Consider the following 22,827-nt stretch of genomic DNA (forward strand, 5'->3'; position numbering starts at 1 on the left):
TGTATGCGTGAACAAGCCCGGAGGCAGGGCCGCCGGGCCACCGAAACAGGGCAGGGGCCCGGCCGCAAGGGTCAGGCGTAGACCGATTCCTTGCCGAAATGCTTCACCAGCAGGTAGTAGAACACCGCGCGATACTTGTTCCGCTCGGACCGGCCGTAGGTCTCGATCGCCGCCTCGATCGCGTCGGTCAGTTCCGGCCCGTCGGTCAGGCCGAGCTTCCTGATCAGGAAATTCCTGCGCACCGTTTCAAGCTCGTCCGGGCTCGACGAGGCCACCGTTTCCGCATCCGCATCGTAGATGGCCGGGCCGCAGCCGATGGTGACCTTGGTCAGCAGGTCGAGGTCGGGGGTCATGCCGCATTTGTTCGTCAGGTCCGCGGCATATTTCGCGATCAGTTCGTCTCTCTTGCCCATGATCTTTCCTTGCGGTTCGTTTCGTGCGTTTCGGGCGAAGCCTAGGCCAGCCGGCACCGATTACAACCGAAATCTTGGGGTATCGGGGCAGGGCGCGGGTCCCGCAGGCGGAACCCGGCCAGCCGCCCCGCAGGCGATCAGTAGCGGTAGTGATCGGGCTTGTAGGGCCCCTCGACCGGCACGTCGATATAGGCGGCCTGATCGGGGCGCAGTTCGGTCAGCTTGACGCCGATCTTCTTCAGATGCAGGCGGGCGACCTTTTCGTCCAGCACCTTGGGCAGGATGTAGACGCCGGGCTTGTACTCGCCATTCTTGGTGAACAGCTCGATCTGCGCCAGCGTCTGGTTGGTGAACGAGGCCGACATCACGAAGCTCGGATGCCCCGTCGCATTGCCGAGGTTCAGCAGGCGCCCCTCGGACAGCAGGATGATCCGGTTGCCCGAGGGCATCTCGATCATGTCCACCTGTTCCTTGACGTTCGTCCATTTCAGGTTCTTCAGGTTGGCGACCTGAATTTCATTGTCGAAATGGCCGATGTTGCCGACGATGGCCATGTCCTTCATCTCGCGCATATGCTCGATGCGGATGATGTCCTTGTTGCCGGTGGTGGTGATGAAGATGTCGGCGGTGGCGACCTCATCCTCCAGCAGGGTGACCTCGTAGCCGTCCATCGCGGCCTGCAGCGCGCAGATCGGATCGACCTCGGTCACCTTCACCCGCGCGCCCGCGCCGCGCAGGGATGCCGCCGAGCCCTTGCCCACGTCGCCATAGCCGCAGACGACCGCGACCTTGCCCGCCATCATCACGTCGGTCGCACGGCGGATGCCGTCGACGAGCGATTCCTTGCAGCCGTATTTGTTGTCGAATTTCGACTTGGTGACGGAATCGTTGACGTTGATCGCCGGGAAGGGCAGCAGCCCCTTCTTGTGCAGCTCATACAGGCGATGCACGCCGGTGGTGGTTTCCTCGCTGACACCCTTGATCGCGTCGCGCTGTCTGGTGAACCAGCCGGGGGTTTCCGCCAGACGCTTCTTGATCTGCGCGAAGAGCGCCACTTCCTCGTCCGAATGCGGGGTGGCGATCAGATCCGTCTCGCCCGCCTCGACCCGCGCGCCGAGCAGCACATACAGCGTCGCATCGCCGCCATCGTCGAGGATCATGTTCGCCGTGCCTTCCGGGAACTGGAAGATGCGGTCGGTATAGGACCAGTATTCCTCCAGCGTCTCGCCCTTCACGGCAAAGACCGGCGTGCCCGTCGCGGCGATGGCGGCAGCGGCATGGTCCTGCGTCGAGAAGATGTTGCACGACGCCCACCGCACATCGGCGCCAAGCGCCTTGAGCGTTTCGATCAGCACGGCGGTCTGGATCGTCATGTGCAGCGAACCGGCGATGCGCGCGCCCTTGAGCGGCTGCTTCGGGCCGAATTCCGCGCGGCAGGCCATCAGGCCGGGCATCTCGGTTTCGGCGATGTCCAGTTCCTTGCGACCGAAATCGGCCAATCCGATATCCTTGACGATATAATCAGCCATTCCGGCCCCCTTTTTCCGCTTTCGGGCAAGCCTTAGCACCTTGCTCCGGGGGCGGCAATCGGTGGGGGGTCAGGCTTGGGGCAGCAGGCCCTCTTCACGCAGAAGGGCTATGGGATCGGTGCCGCCCTGCCAGCCGATGCCCGAGGATATGACGCAGGAAATCCCGTCCGCGCGGGTATAGACCGCCGTCCAGGTGCCCATTTCCTCGGATGCCCAGAGCGAGACCGACCGGCCCTGCGGCATCTGCGTCTGATGGCGCGGACTTTCGCCGAAATCGTCGCGCAGGACGGTGCTCAGCGTGGCGGGCTGGTCGCAATAGGGGACATCCTCGGCCTGCGCCTCGCCATGTTCGGTGATCGCGTCGAAGACGGACAGGTCGCCATAGAGCGGCCCACCGTGGTCATCCATCGGACGGCCCCAGCCGGGATCGGTGGAATACGGCGCATAGGCGACCGGATCCGGCACCGGATCGGCGGGCGGCAGGGCGCCGCCAAGCGGCAGAAACGCGACGGCGGCCGCCGCGGCGGTCAGGGGGATCTGACTCATCGGCATGGGATCTCCTTTCCGTGCAGGCTGCGCATACAGGGTCCAAACGCCCGTCGCCGTAATCCGGTTCCGCAAACGCCTTGGATGCGTTTACAGCCGCGCCCGGTTTGGGTAGCAGAAGGGCCGGAACAGGAGCACAGGATGAAACGGGCTTGGCAAAGGATGCTGTCGGGGCGCAGGCTGGACCTGCTGGACCCGACCCCTTTCGACATCGAGATCGAGGACATCGCCCACGGCCTTGCCTTCGTCGCGCGCTGGAACGGGCAGACGACGGGCGACTATGCCTATTCGGTCGCGGAACATTGCCTGCTGGTCGAGGAAATCTTCACCCGCCAGAACCCCGCGGCGCCGCAGCAATGGCGGCTGGCGGCGCTGCTGCATGACGCGCCCGAATATGTGCTGGGGGACATGATCAGCCCGGTCAAGGCCGCGATCGGCGAGGGGTACGGCGATCTGGACCGGCGGCTGGCGACGGCGGTGCATCTGCGCTTCGGCCTGCCGGCCGCGCTGCCCGCGACGATCAAGAAGGCGATCAAGCGGGCCGACATCCTGTCGGCGCGGCTGGAGGCGGAACAGATCGCGGGGTTCAGCGCCAAGGAGGCGGACCGGATCTTTGGCCGGGCGAAGCCGGAACTGGTCGAGGGGCTGGCGATTCGGCTGCGTCCCCCGGCGGAGGTGCGCGCGGATTACCTTGCGCGGCACCGGTTGTTGCTGGACCGGATCAGCGGTTGAACGTATATTCGCCCTTGTGCGGGGCGCGGGGAGCATAGCCGCCCATGGCAAGGGTCATGATCTCTGCAAGCATACGGATCATTGTTCGATCTCCTGTTTTTCAATCTGCACGGTATTTAAGCTCTTTTTGTCTGGTTCACGAGTCAGGAATTTTGGTTCTTATGTTAGATAATCTTTACTATGGGTGAAATTGACTGGAAGCACATGCCAGCGCTGACCGCGTTGCGCGCCTTTTGCTGCACCGCGCGCGAAGGTGGTTTCAGCGCGGCGGCGCGCAAGCTCAACGTCACCCATGCGGCGGTCCAGCAGCAGGTCCGGGCGCTTGAGGCCGAACTGGGCGTGGCGCTTTTGTGGCGCGAGGGACGGCATCTGCATCTGACGGCGGAAGGCGAACGGCTGGCCTCGGCGCTGTCCGACGGCTTCTCGATGATGCAATCGGCGATCGAGGGGCTGCGCGGCCTGCACGCCGACCGGCCCCTGACGGTGACGCTGCCGCCCGCCTTCGCCGCTGAATGGCTGATGCCGCGGCTGTCGGGTTTCTGGAAGAAACATCCGGAAATCGCCCTGTCGCTGCTGCCCGAACAGCGGATCACCGACCCGCGCGAGGTGGGGGCGAACCTCGGGATCCGGTTCGGTGCCGGCAACTGGTCGGGGGTGGTGTCCGAATATCTGACGGCGGCACCGCAGGTGGTGGTGGCGGCGCCCGAGCTTCTGGGCGGGCGCACCAAGCTGTCGCTGCGCGAGATGTCGGTGCTGCCCTGGATCCGCGAAGGCGACTGGCCGGAGCAGATGCAACTGCTGGAATCCATCGGGCTGAAGCCGGCGGCGCTGAAATTCGTCGATTTCCCGAACGAGGAACTGGCGCTGTCCGCCGCGCGCGAAGGGATCGGCCTGCATCTGGAGACCGAGGCGCTGATCGGCGAGGACGTCAAGCTGGGCTGGCTGGTGCGGATTCACGAACTGAACGATGAAAGCCTTGGTTACTATCTGATATGGCCGCCGGGACCGCTGTCGCCCGCGGCCCGGATCTTCATCGACTGGCTGAAGGCCGAGGTGCAGAAGGGCTGAGACTCTTTGCGTTCCGGATCCTGTGCTCTATTGTCCCTGCGGCATGCAGAAGGAGAATGACATGAGCGATGGCGCGGCTGGCGATGGTGCGAGGATCGAACAGGCGTTGGAGCGGGCCGAGGATCGTGCCGCCCGGACCGGCCCGGCGGTCGATCCCCGGCAGTTCCGCGATGCGCTTGGCCGCTTCGCGACGGGGGTGACGCTGATCACCGCCTGCGAGGAAGGTGGCGACCATCCGGTGGGGATCACGGTGAACAGCTTCGCTTCGGTCTCGCTCGATCCGGCGCTGGTCCTGTGGTCAGCGGCGCGCAGCTCGCTGCGCCACCGGCATTTCTCGGCGGCGCGGCATTTCGCGATACATGTCCTGAACGAGGATCAGGCGGATCTGGCGCGCCGCTTCACCAAGGACGGCGCGGCTTTCGAGGGGCTGTCTTGGCATGCGGGGCCGCAGGGCGTGCCGCTGATCGACGGCGTGCTCGCGCGCTTCGAATGCGAGACCGAGGCCCGCTACGAAGGCGGTGACCACACGATCATCGTGGGCAAGGTACTGCGCTTCGCGATCGACCGCGCGGCGGCGCCCCTGCTGTTCTTCGGCGGTCGCTTCGGCCGGATCGAGACGGTTCAGGGCTAGCCGCGCGGGGCGCGCCTCCGACTCGTCCGGGTCGATATCGTCTTTCTCCGACCCTTCTGCCTTTCATCTTTCCGAAAGTATCCCGGGGGTGAGCGCGGAACGCGCGAGGGGGCTGGCCCCCTTTCTTCCCGCCCGTTCGCACGACATCGGCTTTGCAGCGCATTCTCGGTAAGCATTTCTGAAGCGGAGAGGTGGAAGGGGGCCAGCCCCCTCGGCGCAAGCGCCTCACCCCCGGGATATTTTCGGAAAGATGAAAAGCAGAAGGGGCTCTGGATGGAAGGGGCCGGGCGGGCCGGCCCCGGGAGGTCAGCCGGCGAGCTTGGCGTCGAGGATGGCCTTCAGTTCCGGATAGCCCATGTTCGAATGCTTCTCGCCGTTGATGACGAGCGTCGGCGTCGCGTCGATCGCATCCTTCTGGGCGTTCTGCTGGAAGGTGTAGACCATCTGCTCGGCCCGTTTCTGATCGTTCAGGCAGGTGTCGAGCTGTTCGTTCGTCAGCCCCGCCTTCAGCCCGATCTTGCGCAGGTTGGCCGCGACGGTCGCATCCTTCATGTCGCCGAGCCAGTCGCGCTGGCCGTCGAAGAGCATGTCCGAGATGCCGTAGTATTTCGGCGCGCCGCCGCATTGCGCGACCATCCCGGCCCAGAGGCCGAACTTGTCGAAATAGACCTCGCGGAGGATGAAACGCACCTTGCCGGTGTCGATATAGTCGCGCTTCAGGCTGGGGTAGACGGTCTCGTGGAAATGCGCGCAATGCGGGCAGGTGAAGGAGGCGTATTCGATCAGCGTCACCGGCGCGTTTTCGCTGCCCTGAACATTGTCGGGAAGGATCGTGCCGGCATCTTGCGCGGCGGCGGGCGTGACGAAGCCAGTCTGGCCCGCCGTGCGGCGGGAGACGAGCCAGTTCCCGGCCACGGCGAGCGCGGCGGCCCCGGCCGTGCCGAGGAGGAGGGAGCGTCGGTTCATGGTCAACCTTTCTTCTGTGGGGACCGCGCGGCGGCCCGTGTCAGCACATTCTGCGCCAGTTGTTCGAGCGCCGCACGCAGCGAATCGTCGCGGCATCCGGCGGCGGTGTCGCGCGCCTCGGCCTGAACGGCGGGGGAGGGCGCGGGGCGCGCCTTTGGCGCCGGGGTGAATTGCGCCTGTCCCTCGGCGAAGCCGGTGGCGGCGGTCTGGGTCAGCACCACGCGGGCGATGGCGTTATAGCCGTAGCAAGCGTTGACCTTTTCGCGGATCTTCTCGCGGCTCATGTCGACGATGGGGGCGGCGGCGCCTTCGACCAGCAGGGTCAGCGTGGCGCCGAAGCCGTTCCGCCCATAGCCGACCTTGACCGGGCGCGAGATGCGGGCCAGTTCCTCGCCCACCACCTCGGGCCAGTGGGTCAGCAGGCGCGCGACAGCGAAACCGCGCGCTTCGCCCGCGGTCCGGATCCGTTCCTTCAGCAGGCGCGAGGCGGCCTCGAAGCCGCGGTTGCGCCGTGATGCATTGGGAGCAGAGGGAAACTCCGCGCTCATCCCTGTCCTTCCATTCGTTTGCCGCTATTCTAGGCGACTTCAGGGCCGATGCCACCGGATAGATGACAGGGAGCATAAAGATTGCGTGACGGGGAAGAGGCAAGGGCGGCTCAGGCCTTGCTGGACTGGTATGACGTCCATGCGCGGGAAATGCCCTGGCGGGTCGGTCCGGCGCGGCGGGCGGCGGGGGAACGGCCCGATCCCTATCGCGTCTGGCTGTCCGAGGTGATGTTGCAGCAGACGACCGTGGCGGCGGTGCGGGACTATTTCCGCCGGTTCACCGCGCGCTGGCCGGATGTGGCGGCGCTGGCGGCGGCGCCGGATGCCGATGTGATGGCTGAATGGGCGGGGCTTGGCTATTACGCCCGCGCCCGGAACCTGCTGAAATGCGCCCGCGCGGTGGTGGCGGATCATGGCGGGGTCTTTCCCGACACGGCCGAGGGGCTGCGCGCCCTGCCGGGGATCGGTCCCTACACGGCGGCGGCGGTGGCGGCGATCGCCTGCGACGAGCCCGCCGTGGTGGTGGACGGCAATGTCGAGCGGGTGGTGGCGCGGCTCTGGGCGGTGCGCACGCCGCTGCCGGCGGCAAAGCCGGAACTGGTGCGGCTTGCCGGACGGCTGACGCCCGCGCTGCGGCCCGGCGATCATGCGCAGGCGATGATGGATCTGGGTGCGACGATCTGCACGCCGCGCAATCCGGTCTGCGCGCTCTGCCCGGTGTCGGATTTCTGCGACGCAAGGGCCGAAGGGATCGCCGCCGATCTGCCGCGCAAGGCGCCGAAGGCCGAAAAGCCGCAGCGCCTGGGGTTCGCCTATGTCGCCGTCGATGCGCAGGGCGGCGTTCTGCTGGAACGCCGACCGGAAAAGGGGCTTCTGGGCGGGATGGCGGGGTTTCCCGGCTCGGCTTGGGAGGCCGCGCCCGCGCCCGCGCCGCCATTCGCGGCGGACTGGCGCGAGGCGCCCTCTGCCGTGCGCCACACGTTCACGCATTTCCACCTGACATTGCGGGTTTTCGTCGCTAATGTCGGCGGCGCCGGCTTCACCCCCCGAGCCGATTTCCATCCCGCCGCCTTGCCGACGGTGATGCGCAAGGTCTGGGATGCCGCGCAGGCTGTTCTTGTGCCGCAGCGGAGCGTTTAGATCCCCGGCGCCGAGGGAGGTTTCATGTCCACGCGCGAAGAGATCCGCCGTCCCGCCCGGGCGCTGCCCTTCTGGATGTCGCTGGGGATGATTCCGATCGCCGTTCTGGGCGCGGTGGCGGGCGGCTGGACGGTGGTTCTGCTGCCGGTCTACGGCTGGGTGATGGTGACGGTTCTGGACGGGGTGCTGGGCCTGAACGAGGATCAGCCCGACACCCAGACGCCCGAGGCGGATCTGTTCTGGTATCGGCTGATCACGCTGATCTGGTTCCCGGTGCAGGTCGTGACGATCTACGCGATGATCTGGTGGGTGACGCATACGGACCACCTGTCCACGCTGGAAACCGTTGTGCTGTTCTTTGGCGTCGGAGTGATTTCCGGAACGATCGGGCTGGTTTACGCGCATGAGCTGATGCATCAGAAGAACCGGCTGGAACGGTGGATGGCCGATCTGCTGCTGGGGACGGTGCTCTATTCGCATTTCCGCTCGGAGCATCTTTTGGTGCATCACCTCTGGGTCGGCACGCCGCGCGACGCGGTGACGGCGCGCTATAACGAAGGCTTCCACCGCTATTTCGTCCGCGTCCTGCGCGATTGCCCGCGTTCCGCATGGAAGGCGGAGCGGATGAAGCTTGCCCGTGCGGGGCGGCCGGTCTGGCACCGCTCGAATCCGTTCTGGCGCTATGCGGCGTTGCAGGGCGGGTGCCTGTTGCTGGCCTTCCTGATCGGCGGATGGGCGGGGCTCGGGCTATTCGCGTTTCAGGCTTTCGTCGCGGTCTGGCAGCTGGAGCTGACGAATTACGTCGAACATTACGGGCTGACGCGGGAATACCGGGGAGAGGGGCGCTATGAACATGTCCTGCCCCGGCATAGCTGGAACGCGACGCAAAAGGCCTCGAACTGGCTGCTGATCAACCTGCAGCGCCATTCGGATCATCACTACAAGCCCGACCGGCGCTTCCCCCTCTTGCAGACCTATTCCGAGGACGAGGCCCCGCAACTGCCTTTCGGCTATCCGGCGATGACCGCGATGGCGATGATCCCGCCCCTGTGGCGGCGGCGGATGAATCCGCGTGTGCGGGCGTGGCGGCGCAGATATTACCCGCAGGTCGAGGACTGGAAGCCCTACAACAAGGGTCTCACCCCCATGCCGCGCGGATCCGTCTGACGGCGCAGGGGGCCAGCCCCCTCGCGGCTGCGCCGCTCACCCCCGGGATATTTTTGGAAGAATGAAGGGGATAGATGTTTTGCATCCCTCGGTTCATTCTGAAAGCCACCCGTCTCCCACCATTTTTCCATGAGTATCCCGGGAAGTGAGGCGGGCCAGACGGCCTTCCAGTGGAAGGACGTCCCGTCGAATGCTGAAAGAGATGGGGGCAGCGCCCCCCTGCGGGAGTGACGTTCGCGGAACCTTCGTCAGGTGACGACGCGCAGGGTCAGGTTGATCCGTCCCGGTCTGTCGAGCAGCGTCGATGTTCCCGGCGCGATGCGGTCGATGCCGTGGTGGAGGAGCCGCGCCTCGTTTCCCATCACCATCACGTCGCCGGAGCGGAGCCAAAGGCTTTGCGTGCGCCCGCCGCGGGTGGTGTTGCCGATGCGGAACAGCCCGTCGTCGCCGAGGCTGATCGAGACCACGGGTTGGGTGAAATCCGCTTCGTCGCGGTCCTGATGCAGGCTCATGCGGGCATCCGGGCCATAAAAGTTGATCAGGCAGCATTCCGGTTCGCGGGCGCCCGGCGCGACGGCGCGCCAGACGGTCAGGATGCTTTCGGGAATCGCGGGCCAGGGCTGGCCGTTCGGATGGGTCTCGCTGTAGCGATAGCCCCGGCGGTCGGAGAGCCAGCCGAAGCGCCCGGCCGAGGTCATCCGCACCGACATCGGCCTGCCATGGGGCGTCATCGGCGAGAAGAGCGGCGCCTTTGCCACCAGCGCGCGCAGCTCGGCGACGATCCGCTGCTGCCCGGAAACCTCAAGCCAGCCTGGATAATGCAGGAAATGCCGGACCTCGACCGGCGCGGGGCGTGGGGGGATTTCCGTCATTTGTTCCAACTCTCTCCGCGCGGGTGCTTGCAGCGCGATTTTGGCCTTCTTATATACGGCGGGAAGCCCGAAACGGACAGGGTCCGCGGACGGGCGTCAATCGAAACCCAGGGATAGGGGGCGGGGGCCTCATGGGACCCGACCCCGCCAAATCGCCGAAAGAAGAGGTAATTCATATGGCCAAAGTCATCGGTATCGACCTCGGGACCACGAACTCCTGCGTCGCCATCATGGATGGTTCGCAGCCGCGTGTGATCGAGAATTCCGAAGGGGCGCGCACGACGCCGTCGATCGTCGCCTACACCGACAGCGAACGGCTTGTCGGTCAGCCCGCGAAGCGGCAGGCCGTCACCAACCCGACCAACACCATTTTCGCCGTGAAGCGCCTGATCGGGCGCAAGGTGAGCGATGCGGAAGTCCAGAAGGACAAGAAGCTCGTTCCCTATGCCATCGTCGATGGCGGCAATGGCGATGCGTGGGTCGAGGTGCACGGAGAGAAATATTCCCCCGCGCAGGTTTCCGCCGTCATCCTGCAAAAGATGAAGGAAACCGCCGAAAGCTATCTGGGCGAGTCGGTGACGCAGGCCGTCATCACGGTGCCCGCCTATTTCAACGACGCGCAGCGTCAGGCCACCAAGGACGCGGGCAAGATCGCGGGTCTGGAAGTCCTGCGCATCATCAACGAACCCACGGCCGCCGCGCTGGCCTACGGGCTCGACAAGAAGGAAACCAAGACGATCGCGGTCTATGACCTCGGCGGCGGGACCTTCGATATCACCATTCTGGAAATCGACGACGGTCTGTTCGAAGTGAAATCGACCAACGGGGACACGTTCCTTGGCGGTGAAGACTTCGACATGCGCATCGTCAACTATCTGGCCGACGAGTTCAAAAAGGAACACGGGGTCGATCTGACCAAGGACAAGATGGCGCTGCAACGGCTGAAGGAAGCCGCTGAAAAGGCGAAGATCGAACTGTCCTCGAGCCAGCAGACGGAAATCAACCAGCCGTTCATCTCGATGGATGCGTCCTCGGGCACGCCGCTGCACCTGGTCATGAAGCTGACCCGGGCGAAGCTGGAAAGCCTTGTCGGCGATCTGATCAAGAAGTCGCTGAAGCCCTGTGAAGCCGCGCTGAAGGATGCGGGCGTTTCCAAGGCCGACATCGACGAGGTGGTTCTGGTCGGCGGTATGACCCGTATGCCCAAGGTCGTCGAAGCGGTGACCGACTTCTTCGGCAAGGAACCCCACAAGGGCGTGAACCCGGACGAAGTCGTGGCGCTTGGCGCGGCCATTCAGGCCGGCGTGCTGCAAGGCGACGTGAAGGACGTGGTTCTGCTCGACGTGACGCCGCTGTCGCTGGGCATCGAGACGCTGGGCGGCGTGTTCACCCGGCTGATCGACCGCAACACGACGATCCCGACGAAGAAGTCGCAGATCTTCTCGACCGCCGAGGACAACCAGTCGGCCGTGACCATCCGCGTCTTCCAGGGCGAACGGGAAATGGCGGCGGACAACAAGCTGCTGGGCCAGTTCAACCTTGAACAGATCCCGCCGGCTCCGCGTGGCGTGCCGCAGATCGAAGTGACCTTCGACATCGACGCGAACGGCATCGTGTCCGTCAGCGCCAAGGACAAGGGCACCGGCAAGTCGCAGAACATCACGATCCAGGCGTCCGGCGGTCTGTCGGATGAAGAGATCGAGAAGATGGTCAAGGACGCCGAGGCCAATGCCGAAGCGGACAAGAAGCGCAAGGAACTGGTCGAGGCGAAGAACCAGGGCGAAAGCCTGCTGGATTCGACCAGGAAGTCGCTGACCGAGCATGGCGACAAGGTCGACCCCTCGACCGTCGAGGCCATCGAGCTTGCCTGCAACGCGCTGGAAGAAACGCTCAAGTCGGATGACGCCGGCAAGATCAAGGGTGCCATCAGCAACCTGACCGATGCGGCGATGAAGCTGGGCGAGGCGATCTACAAGGCGAACCAGGCCGAAGGCGAACATGCCGAGGATGGCGAGACCGCGCGTCGCGACGACGATGACATCGTCGATGCCGATTTCGAGGACATGGGCGACAACAAGCGCAAGTAAGCGCACTGGAAACGGCGGAGCGGGCCCTGCGGGGCCCGCTCCCTGTTCCCCGAGGGGACTTCTGAATGGCAAAACGTGATTTCTACGAGGTTCTGGGCGTTGTCCGGACGGCCACCACCGAAGAGATCAAGAAGGCCTATCGCACCAAGGCGAAGGAACTTCACCCCGATCGGAACAAGGACGATCCCGACGCGGAGGCCAGGTTCAAGGAAGTGAACGAGGCCTATGACTGTCTGAAGGACGCGGACCGGAAGGCGGCCTACGACCGTTACGGACATGCGGCCTTTGAAGGCGGTATGGGCGGCGGTGCGCGGGGCGGCTTTGGCGGCGGGGCCGATTTCTCCTCGGCCTTCTCGGATGTGTTCGAGGATCTGTTCGGCGATTTCATGGGCGGGCGCAGCCCGGGCGGACGGTCGCGCGCGACGCGCGGGTCCGATTTGCGCTACAATATGGGCATCACGCTGGAAGAGGCGTTCCGCGGCGTGCAGAAGACCATCTCGGTTCCGGGATCGGCGAGCTGCACCGCCTGCAACGGCACCGGCGCCGAAGGCGGGGCCGAGCCGCAGACCTGCCCGACCTGTTCGGGCATGGGCAAGGTGCGGGCACAGAACGGCTTTTTCACCGTCGAGCGCACCTGTCCGACCTGCGGCGGCGCGGGGCAGGTGGTCAAGAACCCCTGCCGGGTCTGCCACGGTGCGGGCCGGATCGAGAAGGAACGCAACCTGTCCGTCAACATCCCCGCGGGGGTGGAGACCGGCACCCGCATCCGTCTGGCGGGTGAGGGTGAGGCGGGGCTGCGCGGCGGTCCTTCGGGCGATCTCTATATCTTCATCGAGGTGCGCGAGCATGCGCTGTTCCAGCGTGAGGGCGTGCATCTGTTCTGCCGCGTGCCGGTGAGCATGGCGGCGGCCGCGCTTGGCGGCGAGGTCGAGGTGCCGACGATCGATGGCGGCCGGTCGCGCGTCAAGGTGCCGGCGGGCAGCCAGTCCGGGCGGCAGATGCGCCTGCGCGGCAAGGGAATGCCGGCGCTGCGCGGTGGCGGCTCGGGCGACATGGTGATCGAGCTGGCGGTCGAAACGCCGGTCAACCTGACCGCGCGGCAAAAGGAACTGCTGCGCGAGTTCGAGAAGATCGAGGCGTCGAACAACCCGGAAGGCGACAGTTTCTTCAAGAAAGTGAAGAACTTCTGGGACAGCATGACGGGCTGACGGCCAGTGGGAAGGACGATGGGGACGGGCGCTTTCGGGCGCCCGTTTTCATTCGTGCGCGTTGCCTTTGGCAGATGGTAGGGCTAGGAATTGGGGCAGAATCCCGGGGCAGCCGAAGCAGGGGGCGCTGCCCCCTCTTTGCGCCTTCGCGCAAATTCACCCCTGGGATATTTATGGAAGAATGAAGGCAGGAGCAGGTTCGATACCTCGGCCTGGCCATGAAAGGAAACCGCCATGCCCGTCGTCACCTGCATTCAGGATCTGAAGGATCTGCACCGCAAGCGGACCCCGAAGATGTTTTACGATTATTGCGAAAGCGGGTCGTATACCGAACAGACCTTCCGCGAGAACACCTCGGATTTCGCGCAGATCCGGTTGCGGCAGAAGGTGGCGGTGGACATGTCGGGCCGCACGACCGAGGGCACGATGCTTGGCCGCAAGGTGGCGATGCCGCTGGCGCTGTCGCCCGTGGGCATGACCGGGATGCAGCGCGCGGACGGCGAGATCAAGGCGGCGCGGGCGGCGGCGAAATTCGGCGTGCCCTACACGCTGTCCACCATGTCGATCTGTTCGATCGAGGATGTGCATGCGGCCTCGCCCGAGCCGTTCTGGTTCCAGCTTTACGTGATGAAGGACGCGGAGTTCGTCGATGCGATCGTCGAGCGGGCGAAGCGCGCGCAATGTTCGGCGCTGGTGCTGACGCTGGATCTGCAGATCCTCGGGCAGCGGCACAAGGATCTGAAGAACGGGCTGTCGGCGCCGCCGCGGCTGACCTTGCCGAACATCGTCAACATGGCGACGAAGGTGCAATGGGGGCTGGAGATGCTGGGCACCCGGCGGCGCTTCTTTGGCAATATCGTCGGCCATGCCAAGGGGGTGTCGGATGCGGCCTCGCTGATGACCTGGACGAGCGAGCAGTTCGATCCGCAGCTCGACTGGGCCAAGGTGGCGCGGATCCGCGATCAATGGGGCGGGAAGTTCATCCTCAAGGGCATTCTGGATGCCGAGGATGCGCGTATCGCTGCCGATTTCGGGGCCGATGCGATCATCGTGTCGAACCACGGCGGGCGGCAGCTGGATGGGGCGCTGTCCTCGATCCGCATGCTGCCACAGGTTCTGGAGGCTGTGGGCGGCCGGTGCGAGGTCTATCTGGACAGCGGCATCCGGCAGGGGCAGGACATCCTCAAGGCGCTGGCGCTTGGCGCGACGGGGACGATGATCGGCCGCGCCTATATCCACGGGCTGGGCGCGATGGGGCAGCAGGGGGTGGAAACCGCCCTCGAGATCCTGCGCAGGGAACTGGACACCTCGATGGCGCTGTGCGGTGAACGCGACGTGGCCAATCTGCGGCGTGGGAATCTGATGATTCCGAAGGGCTTCTTCGACCATTACATCTGAGGCGATGCGCGCGCCGGGGGACCGCATGACCCCGCCCGGATCCGGGCGGGGATTGTTTTTCTGTTCCGTTCAGGGATTTTTCAGGACTTGCCGGCAAATCTTCGCCGGCGGGGAATGGGCGTTGGCTGTTTCCCGCCTGTCGAAAATCCCGGGGCTTTTTTCCGGGAACCGAATCTGGAAAACATTTGCGTGCGCGATTTGTTACCTCGTCGCGCCAATCGCAAAACATAACGGACCTGGGACGAATGGGCTTCAAAAACCGCCTGCTGGCCGCGCTTTGCGGGGGCATGATCGTGATGTCTGCGTTTTCTCCGGCAAGGGCGCAGGCCGTGCCGCAGCCGGTGATGATCGCCGCGCTCGACCCGGCGGAGGTCAAGGCGAATGTCGCGCGGACGAGCGCGGTGACGAAGAGCACGAAGGGGCGGATCTGGTGCGTGCCCTTTGCCCGCGAGGTGACGGGGATCAACATTCAGGGCAATGCCTCGACCTGGTGGCGCAGCGCGGAAAACGTCTATCCGAAGGGGAAGAAGCCCGTCGTCGGTTCGGTGCTGAACTTCCGTTCGACCAAGAAGATGCCGATGGGGCATGTGGCCGTGGTCTCGAAGGTCATATCGGAACGCAAGATCCTTGTGGATCACGCCAACTGGCAGCGCAACAAGGTGTCGCTGAACATGGCGGTGGTCGATGTGTCGCCGAAGAACGACTGGTCGGCGGTGCGGGTCGAGTCGCTGCCGAACACGCTGGGAAGCGTCTATCCGACCTATGGGTTCATCTATCGCGTCGCCGACAACGGCTGAGCGGACGGACAGGCTGTTTGCGGGGCGTTTCCGGAAGGGACGCCCTTTTGCATGCCCGGCGCACGGCGGCGTTCTGCGCGCCGGGAGCCGGGGGCGTTGCACCCATTGCGCCCTGCGTGTATCAGGTGCCGGATGGAGATCACGCTGAAGAGGTAGAGCATGCGTCGCGTCGTCGTTACAGGTCTGGGTCTGGTCACGCCCCTGGCCTGCGGTGTCGAGGAAACCTGGTCGCGGCTGATCGCCGGGCAATCCGGCGCGGGTCCGATCACGCGGTTCGATGCCTCGAACGTTCTGACGAAATATGCCTGCGAGATTCCGCGCGGCGACGGCAGCGACGGGACGTTCAATCCCGACGACTGGATGGAGCCCAAGGATCAGCGCAAGGTCGATGATTTCATCCTCTACGGGATGGCGGCCGCGGTGCAGGCGGTGAAGGATTCCGGCTGGGAACCGTCGGGCGAAGAGGATCGGGAACGCACCGGCGTGATGATCGGATCGGGCATCGGCGGATTGCAGGCGATCGCCGATACCGCGGTGCTGATCAAGGAGCGCGGCGTGAAGCGGGTGAGCCCGTTCTTCATCCCCTCGGCGCTGATCAACCTTGTTTCCGGGCAGGTGTCGATCCGCTTCGGCTTCAAGGGGCCGAACCATTCGGTGGTGACGGCCTGCGCGACCGGCGCCCATGCGATCGGCGATGCGGCGCGGCTGATCATGCTGGGGGATGCCGACGTGATGGTGGCGGGCGGCGCGGAAAGCCCGATCTGCGAGATCGGCATCGCCGGGTTCAACGCCTGCAAGGCCTTGTCCACCCATGCCGAGGATCCGACGAAGGCGAGCCGGCCCTATGACAGGGACCGCGACGGTTTCGTCATGGGCGAAGGCGCGGGCGTGGTGATCCTTGAGGAATATGAACACGCCAAGGCGCGCGGCGCCAAGATCTATGCCGAGGTTCTGGGCTACGGGCTTTCGGGCGATGCCTATCACATCACGGCGGTGGCCGAGGATGGCAGCGGCGGTTTCCGCGCGATGAAGGCGGCGGTGGACCGGGCCGGGCTGCAACCGTCGGACATCGATTACGTGAACGCGCATGGCACCTCGACCATGGCGGATACGATCGAGATGCGCGCGGTGGAGAGGTTCCTCGGCGATGCGGCGGCGAAGGCCACGATGTCCTCGACCAAATCGGCGACGGGGCATCTGCTGGGGGCCGCGGGCGCGGTGGAGGCGATCTTCTGCATTCTCGCGATCCGCGATCAGGTGGCGCCGCCGACGTTGAACCTTGAGAATCCCGAGGAGGAGCCGGTGATCGATCTGGCCCCGAAGACCGCGGTGAAGCGCAAGATCGATGTGGCGCTGTCGAACAGCTTCGGCTTTGGCGGCACCAATGCGAGCCTTGTGATCGGCAGGGTTCGGGACTGATGTGGCGCCATATCGCCTCCAACTTCCTGACGCTGCTGATCGTGGTGCTGGTGGCCCTGGGCGGGCTGATCGCCTGGGGGAAAAAGCAGTATGACGGGCCGGGTCCGCTGACGCAGGGGGTTTGCCTGCGCGTCGAGCAGGGGGCGAATTTCGCCCGCGTGTCCGAGGATTTGCGGGCGAAGGGGGCGATTTCCTCGGCCTATATCTTTCGGGTCGGGGCGAGTTACGAGGACAAGACCAGTCAGCTGAAGTTCGGGTCCTATCTGATCGAGCCGGGCAGCTCGATGCAGCGGATCATCGGGCAGATCACTGCGGGCGGGCCGTCGACCTGCGGGACGGAGCTGAACTATCTGATCGGGGTGAACGGGCAGCAGATGATCCTGCGCGAGCTGGACGCGGCGACCGGGCTGTATGTCGAGGCGGCGAAGTTCGACCCGACGGCCGACACGGCGCCGGAGGGCTTTGCTGCGGCGGCCGGGCAGGCGGATGTGCGGTTGCGGGTGACGCTGGTCGAGGGGGCGACGAGTTGGCGCGTGGCCGAGGCGCTGAAAGCGGCGGATTTCCTAGAAGGCACGATCCGCGCGGTTCCGGATGAGGGCAGCCTTGCGCCCGACAGCTACGATCTGCGGCGCGGTTCCGACCGGGCGGCGCTGATCGCCGAGATGCAGCGGCGTCAGGCGGCGATTCTGGCGGCGGCCTGGGAAGGCCGGGACCCGGGATTGCCCTATGACACGCCGGAAGAGGCGCTGGTCATGGCCTCGCTGATCGAGAAGGAAACCGGGGTGCCGGAGGAGCGGACCCGGGTGGCGAGCGTCTTCGTCAACCGGCTGGAACAGGGCATGCGGTTGCAGACCGATCCGACGGTGATCTATGGCGTGACCGGCGGCAAGGGCGTGTTGGGGCGCGGTATCCGGCAGTCGGAATTGCAGCGGCGCACGCCCTACAACACCTATGTCATCGCCGGGTTGCCGCCGACGCCCATCGCGAATCCGGGGCGGGCCTCGATTCTGGCGGCGATGCATCCGGACAAGACGCCTTATCTGTATTTCGTGGCGGACGGATCGGGCGGCCATGCCTTTGCCGAGACGCTGGAGGCGCATAATGCCAACGTGGCAAGGTGGCGGGCACTGGAAAGAGGCCAGCCGCAACAGCAGGGCGTGCAGAACTGAGCCACCGGGAGTGCCGCGAAGGTTGACGATATCCTAAAGGATCGCGCGCAAGGCATTGAGTGCAAAGGATTTTCCGATTGACTTAGCGGACGGTCCAATGTAGACCTTGTGACATGCTAGGAGAAGTGGGCAAGCGCCGCGGTGAAACCGTCGGCGCTTTTTCATTTCGCTCGTGCGGAACAGGCATGAGAGGCGGGTTCAGGATATATGGATGAGGACTTCTCGGGTGGGAAAAATTCTCCGGCGGATTTGCTGGAGGAGACCGAAGCCCTTTATCGGGAAATGGCCGAAGAACTTGCCCGGGCGCTGAAGGGGGCGCGCCGGGGCGAGGCGAAGGATGCCAAGGTCGCCGTGCAGGCGGTCAAGGACATGCGATCGGCCTTTCAGCTATTGATGGAAGAAAGGACGCGTGTTGAAAAACTCCGCAAACAGGTTGCCGGGGCGGTCGGGGGGCGTGAGCTCGATTTCGACGCCGCGCGGGCTGAAATCGGGCGCCGCCTGGCTCGCCTGCGCGACGCAGGAGACGGTTGATGCGTTTCTGGAGGGTCTGGACGAGAATGCCTTGCTGGCGTTGCCGTGGGTGTTCGAGTTCTGGGCGCTGCCACATCAGCTGCCGCCCGAGGGAGCGTGGAAAAGCTGGGTGATCATGGGCGGGCGCGGCGCGGGCAAGACCCGCGCCGGGGCAGAATGGGTGCGCGCGCAGGTCGAGGGCGCGGGGCCGGTCGATCCGGGCCGGGCGCGGCGGGTGGCGCTGGTGGGCGAGACCTTCGATCAGGTGCGCGATGTGATGATTTTCGGTGACAGCGGGATTCTGGCCTGTTCGCCGCCCGACCGGCGCCCGGAATGGGAGGCGGGGCGGCGCAGGCTGGTCTGGCCGAACGGGGCGGTGGCGACGGCCTTTTCGGCGCATGAGCCGGAGGCCCTGCGGGGGCCGCAGTTCGATGCCGCCTGGGTCGATGAGCTGGCCAAGTGGAAGAAGGCCGGGGAGACCTGGGACATGCTGCAGTTCGCGCTGCGGCTGGGGGAGCATCCGCAGCAGGTGATCACCACGACGCCGCGCAATGTCGGTGTGCTGAAGGCGATCCTGAACAACCCCTCGACCGTGGTGACGCATGCGCCGACCGAGGCGAACCGGGCCTATCTGGCGGCCTCGTTCCTTGAGGAGGTGACGGCGCGGTATGGCGGCACGCGGCTGGGGCGGCAGGAGCTGGAGGGGGTGTTGCTTGACGATGTGGAAGGGGCGCTGTGGACGACGGCGGGGCTTGAGGCCGCGCGGGTCGAGACGGCGCCCGAGCTGGACCGGATCGTCGTGGCGCTGGATCCCTCGGTTACCGGGAATTCCGGGTCGGACGAATGCGGGATCATCGTTGCGGGGGCGGTGACGCGCGGGCCGGTGCAGGACTGGCGGGTCTGGGTGCTGGACGACTGCACGGCGCGCGGCCGTCCGACGGATTGGGCGCGGGCGGCGATCGCGGCGATGGAGGCATGGGGGGCGGAAAAGCTGGTGGCCGAGGTCAATCAGGGCGGCGACCTGATCGAGAGCGTGTTGCGGCAGGTCGATCCGCTGGTGCCGTTCCGGGCTTTGCGGGCCGCGCGCGGCAAGGCGGCACGGGCGGAGCCGGTGGCTGCTTTGTATGAGCAGGGCAGGGTGAAGCATCTGCGGGGCGGTCGGCTGGGCACGCTGGAGGATCAGATGTGCCGGATGACCACGCGCGGCTTCGAGGGGCGCGGCTCGCCCGACCGGGTGGATGCGCTGGTCTGGGCAGTGACGGAACTGATCATCGAGCCCGCGGCGCATTGGCGAAGGCCGCAGGTGCGGGTGCTTTGAACATTCCAGACGGGACGGAAGGCCGGGGTTTCCCCGGCCTTTTTCATGTGCGGGCAGAACGGGGCGGGACGAATGGCCTTCAATCTATTTCGAAAATCCGGGAAGGCGGCGCCGGAGCGCAAGGCCTCGGTCACCGGGCGGATCGTGGCGATGGCGACGGGGACGGGGCGCACGGTCTGGGGCGCGCGCGATACCGGGTCGCTGACGCGGCTGGGGTTCACTGGCAATCCGGTGGGCTTTCGATGTGTCAAGCTGATCGCCGAGGCGGCGGCGGCGGTGCCGCTGATCTGTCAGGATTGCGAGCAGCGTTACGACAGCCATCCGATGCTGTCGCTGATCCGGCGGCCCAACATGGGTCAGGGGCAGGCGGAGCTGTTCGAGGCGCTGTATGGGCAGATCCTGCTGTCGGGGAACGGCTATCTGGAGGCGGTGTCGCCGGAGCCGGGCGTACCGCGGGAGCTGCATGTGCTGCGTTCGGACCGTATGTCGGTGGTGCCGGGGGCGGATGGCTGGCCGGTTGCCTATGACTATGAGGTCGCCGGGCGCAAGCATCGGTTCGACATGTCGGGCCATCCCGATCCGATCTGCCACATCAAGAGCTTTCACCCGCAGGACGACCATTACGGGCTGAGCCCGATGCAGGCGGCGGCGGTGGCGCTGGACGTGCACAACGCGGCGAGCGGCTGGTCCAAGGCGCTTCTGGACAATGCGGCGCGGCCCTCGGGGGCGATCATCTACAAGGGGGCGGACGGGCAGGGCACGCTGTCGCCGGAGCAATACGACCGGCTGGTGTTCGAGATGGAGACGCACCATCAGGGCGCGCGGAACGCCGGGCGGCCGATGTTGCTGGAAGGCGGGCTCGACTGGAAGCCGATGGGGTTCAGCCCCTCGGACATGGAGTTCCACGAGACCAAGGCGGCGGCGGCGCGGGAGATCGCGGTGGCCTTCGGGGTGCCGCCGATGCTTTTGGGGATTCCGGGGGATGCGACCTATGCGAATTACGCCGAGGCGCACCGGGCGTTTTACCGGCTGACGGTGCTGCCGCTGGCGACGCGGGTCAGCGCGGCGATCGCCTGGTGGCTTTCGGGGTTCTGCGGCAGCGAGATGACCTTGCGGCCGGATCTGGACCTGATCCCGGCGCTGGCCTCGGAGCGCGAGCAGCTTTGGCAGCGGATCAGCGCGGCGGATTTCCTGACCGAGGGGGAAAAGCGGCGGCTGCTTGGCCTGCCGCCGGTGAGTGATGAGTGAGATGACCGGGGGCGGGTCGCGGTTCCTCAAGGAGCCTTTCGAGGCGCATGAACGCCGGTTCGAGGTGACCGAGCGGATCATGGAATTGCAGTTCGGCCATCTGGAGAAGCGGCTCGAAAAGATCGAGGCGCTGATCGAGGGGCTGGAGAAGCGGTTGTGGATGACCGTCTACGGCGTCGTGGCGGTGATCCTGACGCAGGCGATACAGGGCATTTTGCAATACGCGCCGAATTAGGGAAATGGCATGGAAACAATGGATTATCGCCTTGAGCGAAAGTTTTGCGCAAGGGATGGCGCGCTGGTGCGGGATGGCACCCGGATCGTCGGCTACGCGAGCCTGTTCGACGAGACCGATCAGGGCGGCGACCGGGTGGCGCCGGGGGCCTATGCCGCCTCGCTCGCGCGGCTGAAGGCGGAGGGGCTGTCGGTCAAGATGCTGTGGCAGCACGATCCGACGGAGCCGATCGGCCTGTGGGACGTGATCCGGGAGGATGCGCGGGGCCTCTATGTCGAGGGGCGTTTGCTGCCCGAGGTCGCCCGGGCGCGGGAGGCGGCGGCGCTGATCGGGGCCGGGGCGATCGACGGTTTGTCGATCGGCTACCGGGCGGTGCGGGCGACGAAGGACGCTGCCGGGCGGCGGGTGCTGCATGAGATCGAGCTTTGGGAGGTGTCGCTGGTCACCTTCCCGATGCAGCGCACGGCGCGGGTGGCGGCGAAATCCGAGGGCGGCGATCTGCGTGCCCTTGCGCAGGCGCTGCGGGCGGCGACGGCGGATCTGGCCGCGCTGCGATCCGCGGAAAACGGGGTTCAGAAAGCGAGGCGGAAATGAGCCGGAACGATCCGACGCAAGCAGATGGAGAGGCCGTCGAGGTGACGGAAGCTCTTCAAGGGTTTCTGAGGGAAATCAGGTCCTTTCAGGACGAAGTGAAATCACGGGTTCAACAACAGGATGAGCGTTTGACCATGATGCAGACCAAGACCGCCTTCGGGCGTCCCGCCCTTTCCGCCGCCGCTTCGGAAGAAGCGCCGCATCAGAAGGCCTTTGCGGCCTATGTCCGCACCGGCGATGACGACGGGCTGCGTGGGCTGGTGCTGGAAGGCAAGGCGATGAACACGACCGTCGCCGCCGAGGGGGGCTATCTGGTCGATCCGCAGACCTCGGAGACGATCCGGTCGGTACTGCGCTCGACCGCCTCGATCCGGCAGATCGCCTCGGTGGTGAATGTCGAGGCGACCTCGTTCGACGTGCTGATCGACCGTTCGGATCTGGGCTCGGGCTGGGCCACGGAAACCGCCGCGCTGACCGAGACGGCGACGCCGCAGATCGAGCGGATCTCGATCCCGCTGTTCGAGCTGGCGGCGATGCCGAAGGCGTCGCAGCGGCTGCTGGACGATTCCGCCTTTGACATCGAGGGCTGGCTGGCGGGGCGCATCGCCGAGAAATTCGCGCGTGCGGAGGCGGCGGCCTTTGTCTCGGGCGATGGTGTCGACAAGCCGAAGGGGTTCCTTGCGCATGAAAAGGCGGCCAATGCCGCCTGGGTGTGGGGCAAGCTCGGCTATGTCGCGACCGGCGCGAACGGGGATTTCGCGGCCTCGAACCAGGCGGATGCGATCGTCGATCTGGTCTATGCGCTGAACGCGGAATACCGTGCCAATGCGAGCTTCGTGATGAATTCCAAGACCGCTGGCGCGGTGCGCAAGATGAAGGATGCAGACGGCCGTTTCCTGTGGTCGGACGGTCTGGCGGCGGGCGAGCCCGCGCGGCTGATGGGCTATCCGGTGCTGATCGCCGAGGACATGCCGGATATCGCCGCGGGCAGCTATGCCATCGCGTTCGGCGATTTCTCGGCCGGGTATACGGTGGCGGAGCGCCCGGATCTGCGCATCCTGCGAGATCCCTTTTCGGCCAAGCCGCATGTGCTGTTCTACGCCAGCAAGCGCGTGGGCGGTGATGTCAGCGATTTCGCGGCGATCAAGCTGCTGAAGTTCGCCGCCTCGTAAGGGCGGCGGAGGCCGGGGAATCCGGTCCGGGCGCGGGGCGTTTTCGCCGCCTAGCTGCTC

Annotated in this window: 23 protein-coding genes; 17 read left to right on the top strand and 6 right to left on the bottom strand. The window is 65.7% G+C overall.

Going from position 1 to position 22,827, the window contains the following annotated elements; translation table 11 throughout:
- Positions 1–71 precede the first annotated feature (71 nt).
- The 3 genes from D2T30_RS01780 to D2T30_RS01790 form a co-directional block, all read right to left on the bottom strand.
- A complete protein-coding gene (locus D2T30_RS01780) occupies positions 72–413 on the bottom strand; it encodes a DUF2853 family protein (protein ID WP_128207401.1) in 342 nt (113 codons plus the stop codon).
- Between the two features lie 137 nt (positions 414–550).
- Entirely contained in the window at positions 551–1,942 is a 1,392-nt protein-coding gene (gene ahcY / locus D2T30_RS01785; RefSeq protein WP_128207402.1) for an adenosylhomocysteinase, read from the bottom strand.
- A gap of 69 nt (positions 1,943–2,011) precedes the next feature.
- The gene (locus D2T30_RS01790; protein ID WP_128181190.1) at positions 2,012–2,488 is read right to left on the bottom strand and encodes a hypothetical protein; all 477 of its coding nucleotides are present in this window, start codon (positions 2,486–2,488) and stop codon (positions 2,012–2,014) included.
- Positions 2,489–2,629: 141 nt separating this feature from the next.
- On the opposite strand from D2T30_RS01790, the gene D2T30_RS01795 reads away from it, so the two are divergent.
- From D2T30_RS01795 to D2T30_RS01805, 3 genes are all read left to right on the top strand, one after another.
- On the top strand, positions 2,630–3,220 hold the full coding sequence (locus tag D2T30_RS01795) for an HD domain-containing protein (RefSeq protein ID WP_128181188.1): 591 nt from the start codon (positions 2,630–2,632) through the stop codon (positions 3,218–3,220).
- Positions 3,221–3,424: 204 nt separating this feature from the next.
- A complete protein-coding gene (locus D2T30_RS01800; protein WP_164881666.1) occupies positions 3,425–4,288 on the top strand; it encodes a LysR family transcriptional regulator in 864 nt (287 codons plus the stop codon).
- Positions 4,289–4,349: 61 nt separating this feature from the next.
- On the top strand, positions 4,350–4,919 hold the full coding sequence (locus tag D2T30_RS01805) for a flavin reductase family protein (RefSeq protein ID WP_128181184.1): 570 nt from the start codon (positions 4,350–4,352) through the stop codon (positions 4,917–4,919).
- A gap of 306 nt (positions 4,920–5,225) precedes the next feature.
- Here the strand turns inward: D2T30_RS01805 and D2T30_RS01810 are convergent, their stop codons facing one another.
- The gene (locus tag D2T30_RS01810) at positions 5,226–5,885 is read right to left on the bottom strand and encodes a DsbA family protein (protein ID WP_128207403.1); all 660 of its coding nucleotides are present in this window, start codon (positions 5,883–5,885) and stop codon (positions 5,226–5,228) included.
- Positions 5,886–5,887: 2 nt separating this feature from the next.
- On the bottom strand, positions 5,888–6,433 hold the full coding sequence (locus D2T30_RS01815) for a DUF721 domain-containing protein (protein WP_128207404.1): 546 nt from the start codon (positions 6,431–6,433) through the stop codon (positions 5,888–5,890).
- 81 nt (positions 6,434–6,514) lie between these two features.
- Between D2T30_RS01815 and mutY the strand changes: the two genes are divergently transcribed.
- Both mutY and D2T30_RS01825 read left to right on the top strand, forming a co-directional pair.
- Positions 6,515–7,573 (top strand): A/G-specific adenine glycosylase, encoded by a 1,059-nt coding sequence (mutY, locus tag D2T30_RS01820; protein ID WP_380727870.1) that lies wholly within the window; start codon positions 6,515–6,517, stop codon positions 7,571–7,573.
- A 24-nt stretch (positions 7,574–7,597) separates the two neighbouring features.
- Positions 7,598–8,740: an alkane 1-monooxygenase gene (locus D2T30_RS01825; RefSeq protein WP_128207405.1), complete on the top strand. Its 1,143-nt coding sequence runs from the start codon at positions 7,598–7,600 to the stop codon at positions 8,738–8,740.
- A 248-nt stretch (positions 8,741–8,988) separates the two neighbouring features.
- Here D2T30_RS01825 and D2T30_RS01830 read toward each other — a convergent pair whose 3' ends face one another.
- On the bottom strand, positions 8,989–9,612 hold the full coding sequence (locus D2T30_RS01830) for an alpha-ketoglutarate-dependent dioxygenase AlkB family protein (RefSeq protein WP_128207406.1): 624 nt from the start codon (positions 9,610–9,612) through the stop codon (positions 8,989–8,991).
- Between the two features lie 176 nt (positions 9,613–9,788).
- Between D2T30_RS01830 and dnaK the strand changes: the two genes are divergently transcribed.
- The 12 genes from dnaK (at position 9,789) to D2T30_RS01890 (ending at position 22,767) form a co-directional block, all read left to right on the top strand.
- Positions 9,789–11,699 carry a molecular chaperone DnaK gene (gene dnaK / locus D2T30_RS01835; RefSeq protein WP_128181174.1) on the top strand — a complete coding sequence of 637 codons (1,911 nt, stop codon included), beginning with the start codon at positions 9,789–9,791 and terminating at the stop codon, positions 11,697–11,699.
- A gap of 65 nt (positions 11,700–11,764) precedes the next feature.
- The gene (gene dnaJ / locus D2T30_RS01840; RefSeq protein ID WP_128207407.1) at positions 11,765–12,907 is read left to right on the top strand and encodes a molecular chaperone DnaJ; all 1,143 of its coding nucleotides are present in this window, start codon (positions 11,765–11,767) and stop codon (positions 12,905–12,907) included.
- Positions 12,908–13,141: 234 nt separating this feature from the next.
- Positions 13,142–14,305, top strand: a complete 1,164-nt coding sequence (locus D2T30_RS01845; RefSeq protein ID WP_128207408.1) for an alpha-hydroxy acid oxidase — start codon at positions 13,142–13,144, stop codon at positions 14,303–14,305.
- 245 nt (positions 14,306–14,550) lie between these two features.
- The gene (locus tag D2T30_RS01850; protein WP_128207409.1) at positions 14,551–15,102 is read left to right on the top strand and encodes a CHAP domain-containing protein; all 552 of its coding nucleotides are present in this window, start codon (positions 14,551–14,553) and stop codon (positions 15,100–15,102) included.
- Between the two features lie 159 nt (positions 15,103–15,261).
- A complete protein-coding gene (gene fabF / locus D2T30_RS01855; protein ID WP_128207410.1) occupies positions 15,262–16,521 on the top strand; it encodes a beta-ketoacyl-ACP synthase II in 1,260 nt (419 codons plus the stop codon).
- Positions 16,521–17,690: an endolytic transglycosylase MltG gene (gene mltG / locus D2T30_RS01860; protein ID WP_128207411.1), complete on the top strand. Its 1,170-nt coding sequence runs from the start codon at positions 16,521–16,523 to the stop codon at positions 17,688–17,690. The genes fabF and mltG overlap by 1 nt, the downstream gene beginning before the upstream one ends.
- Before the next feature lie 207 nt (positions 17,691–17,897).
- Positions 17,898–18,221, top strand: a complete 324-nt coding sequence (locus D2T30_RS01865; protein WP_128181162.1) for a hypothetical protein — start codon at positions 17,898–17,900, stop codon at positions 18,219–18,221.
- Positions 18,172–19,518, top strand: coding sequence for a DNA-packaging protein (locus D2T30_RS01870; protein ID WP_128207585.1), 1,347 nt, complete (start codon positions 18,172–18,174; stop codon positions 19,516–19,518). The genes D2T30_RS01865 and D2T30_RS01870 overlap by 50 nt, the downstream gene beginning before the upstream one ends.
- A gap of 72 nt (positions 19,519–19,590) precedes the next feature.
- Complete coding sequence (locus tag D2T30_RS01875) at positions 19,591–20,766, top strand: phage portal protein (protein WP_128207412.1); 1,176 nt, start codon at positions 19,591–19,593, stop codon at positions 20,764–20,766.
- On the top strand, positions 20,759–21,001 hold the full coding sequence (locus D2T30_RS01880) for a GTA head formation protein, RCAP_rcc01685 family (protein ID WP_380727860.1): 243 nt from the start codon (positions 20,759–20,761) through the stop codon (positions 20,999–21,001). Before D2T30_RS01875 ends, D2T30_RS01880 begins: the two co-directional genes overlap by 8 nt.
- A 9-nt stretch (positions 21,002–21,010) precedes the next feature.
- Positions 21,011–21,595, top strand: coding sequence for an HK97 family phage prohead protease (locus tag D2T30_RS01885; RefSeq protein WP_380727857.1), 585 nt, complete (start codon positions 21,011–21,013; stop codon positions 21,593–21,595).
- On the top strand, positions 21,592–22,767 hold the full coding sequence (locus D2T30_RS01890) for a phage major capsid protein (RefSeq protein WP_128207413.1): 1,176 nt from the start codon (positions 21,592–21,594) through the stop codon (positions 22,765–22,767). The genes D2T30_RS01885 and D2T30_RS01890 overlap by 4 nt, the downstream gene beginning before the upstream one ends.
- Positions 22,768–22,827 lie beyond the last annotated feature (60 nt).

This window comes from Paenirhodobacter populi (assembly GCF_004022215.1).
GTDB lineage: Bacteria > Pseudomonadota > Alphaproteobacteria > Rhodobacterales > Rhodobacteraceae > Rhodobacter > Rhodobacter populi.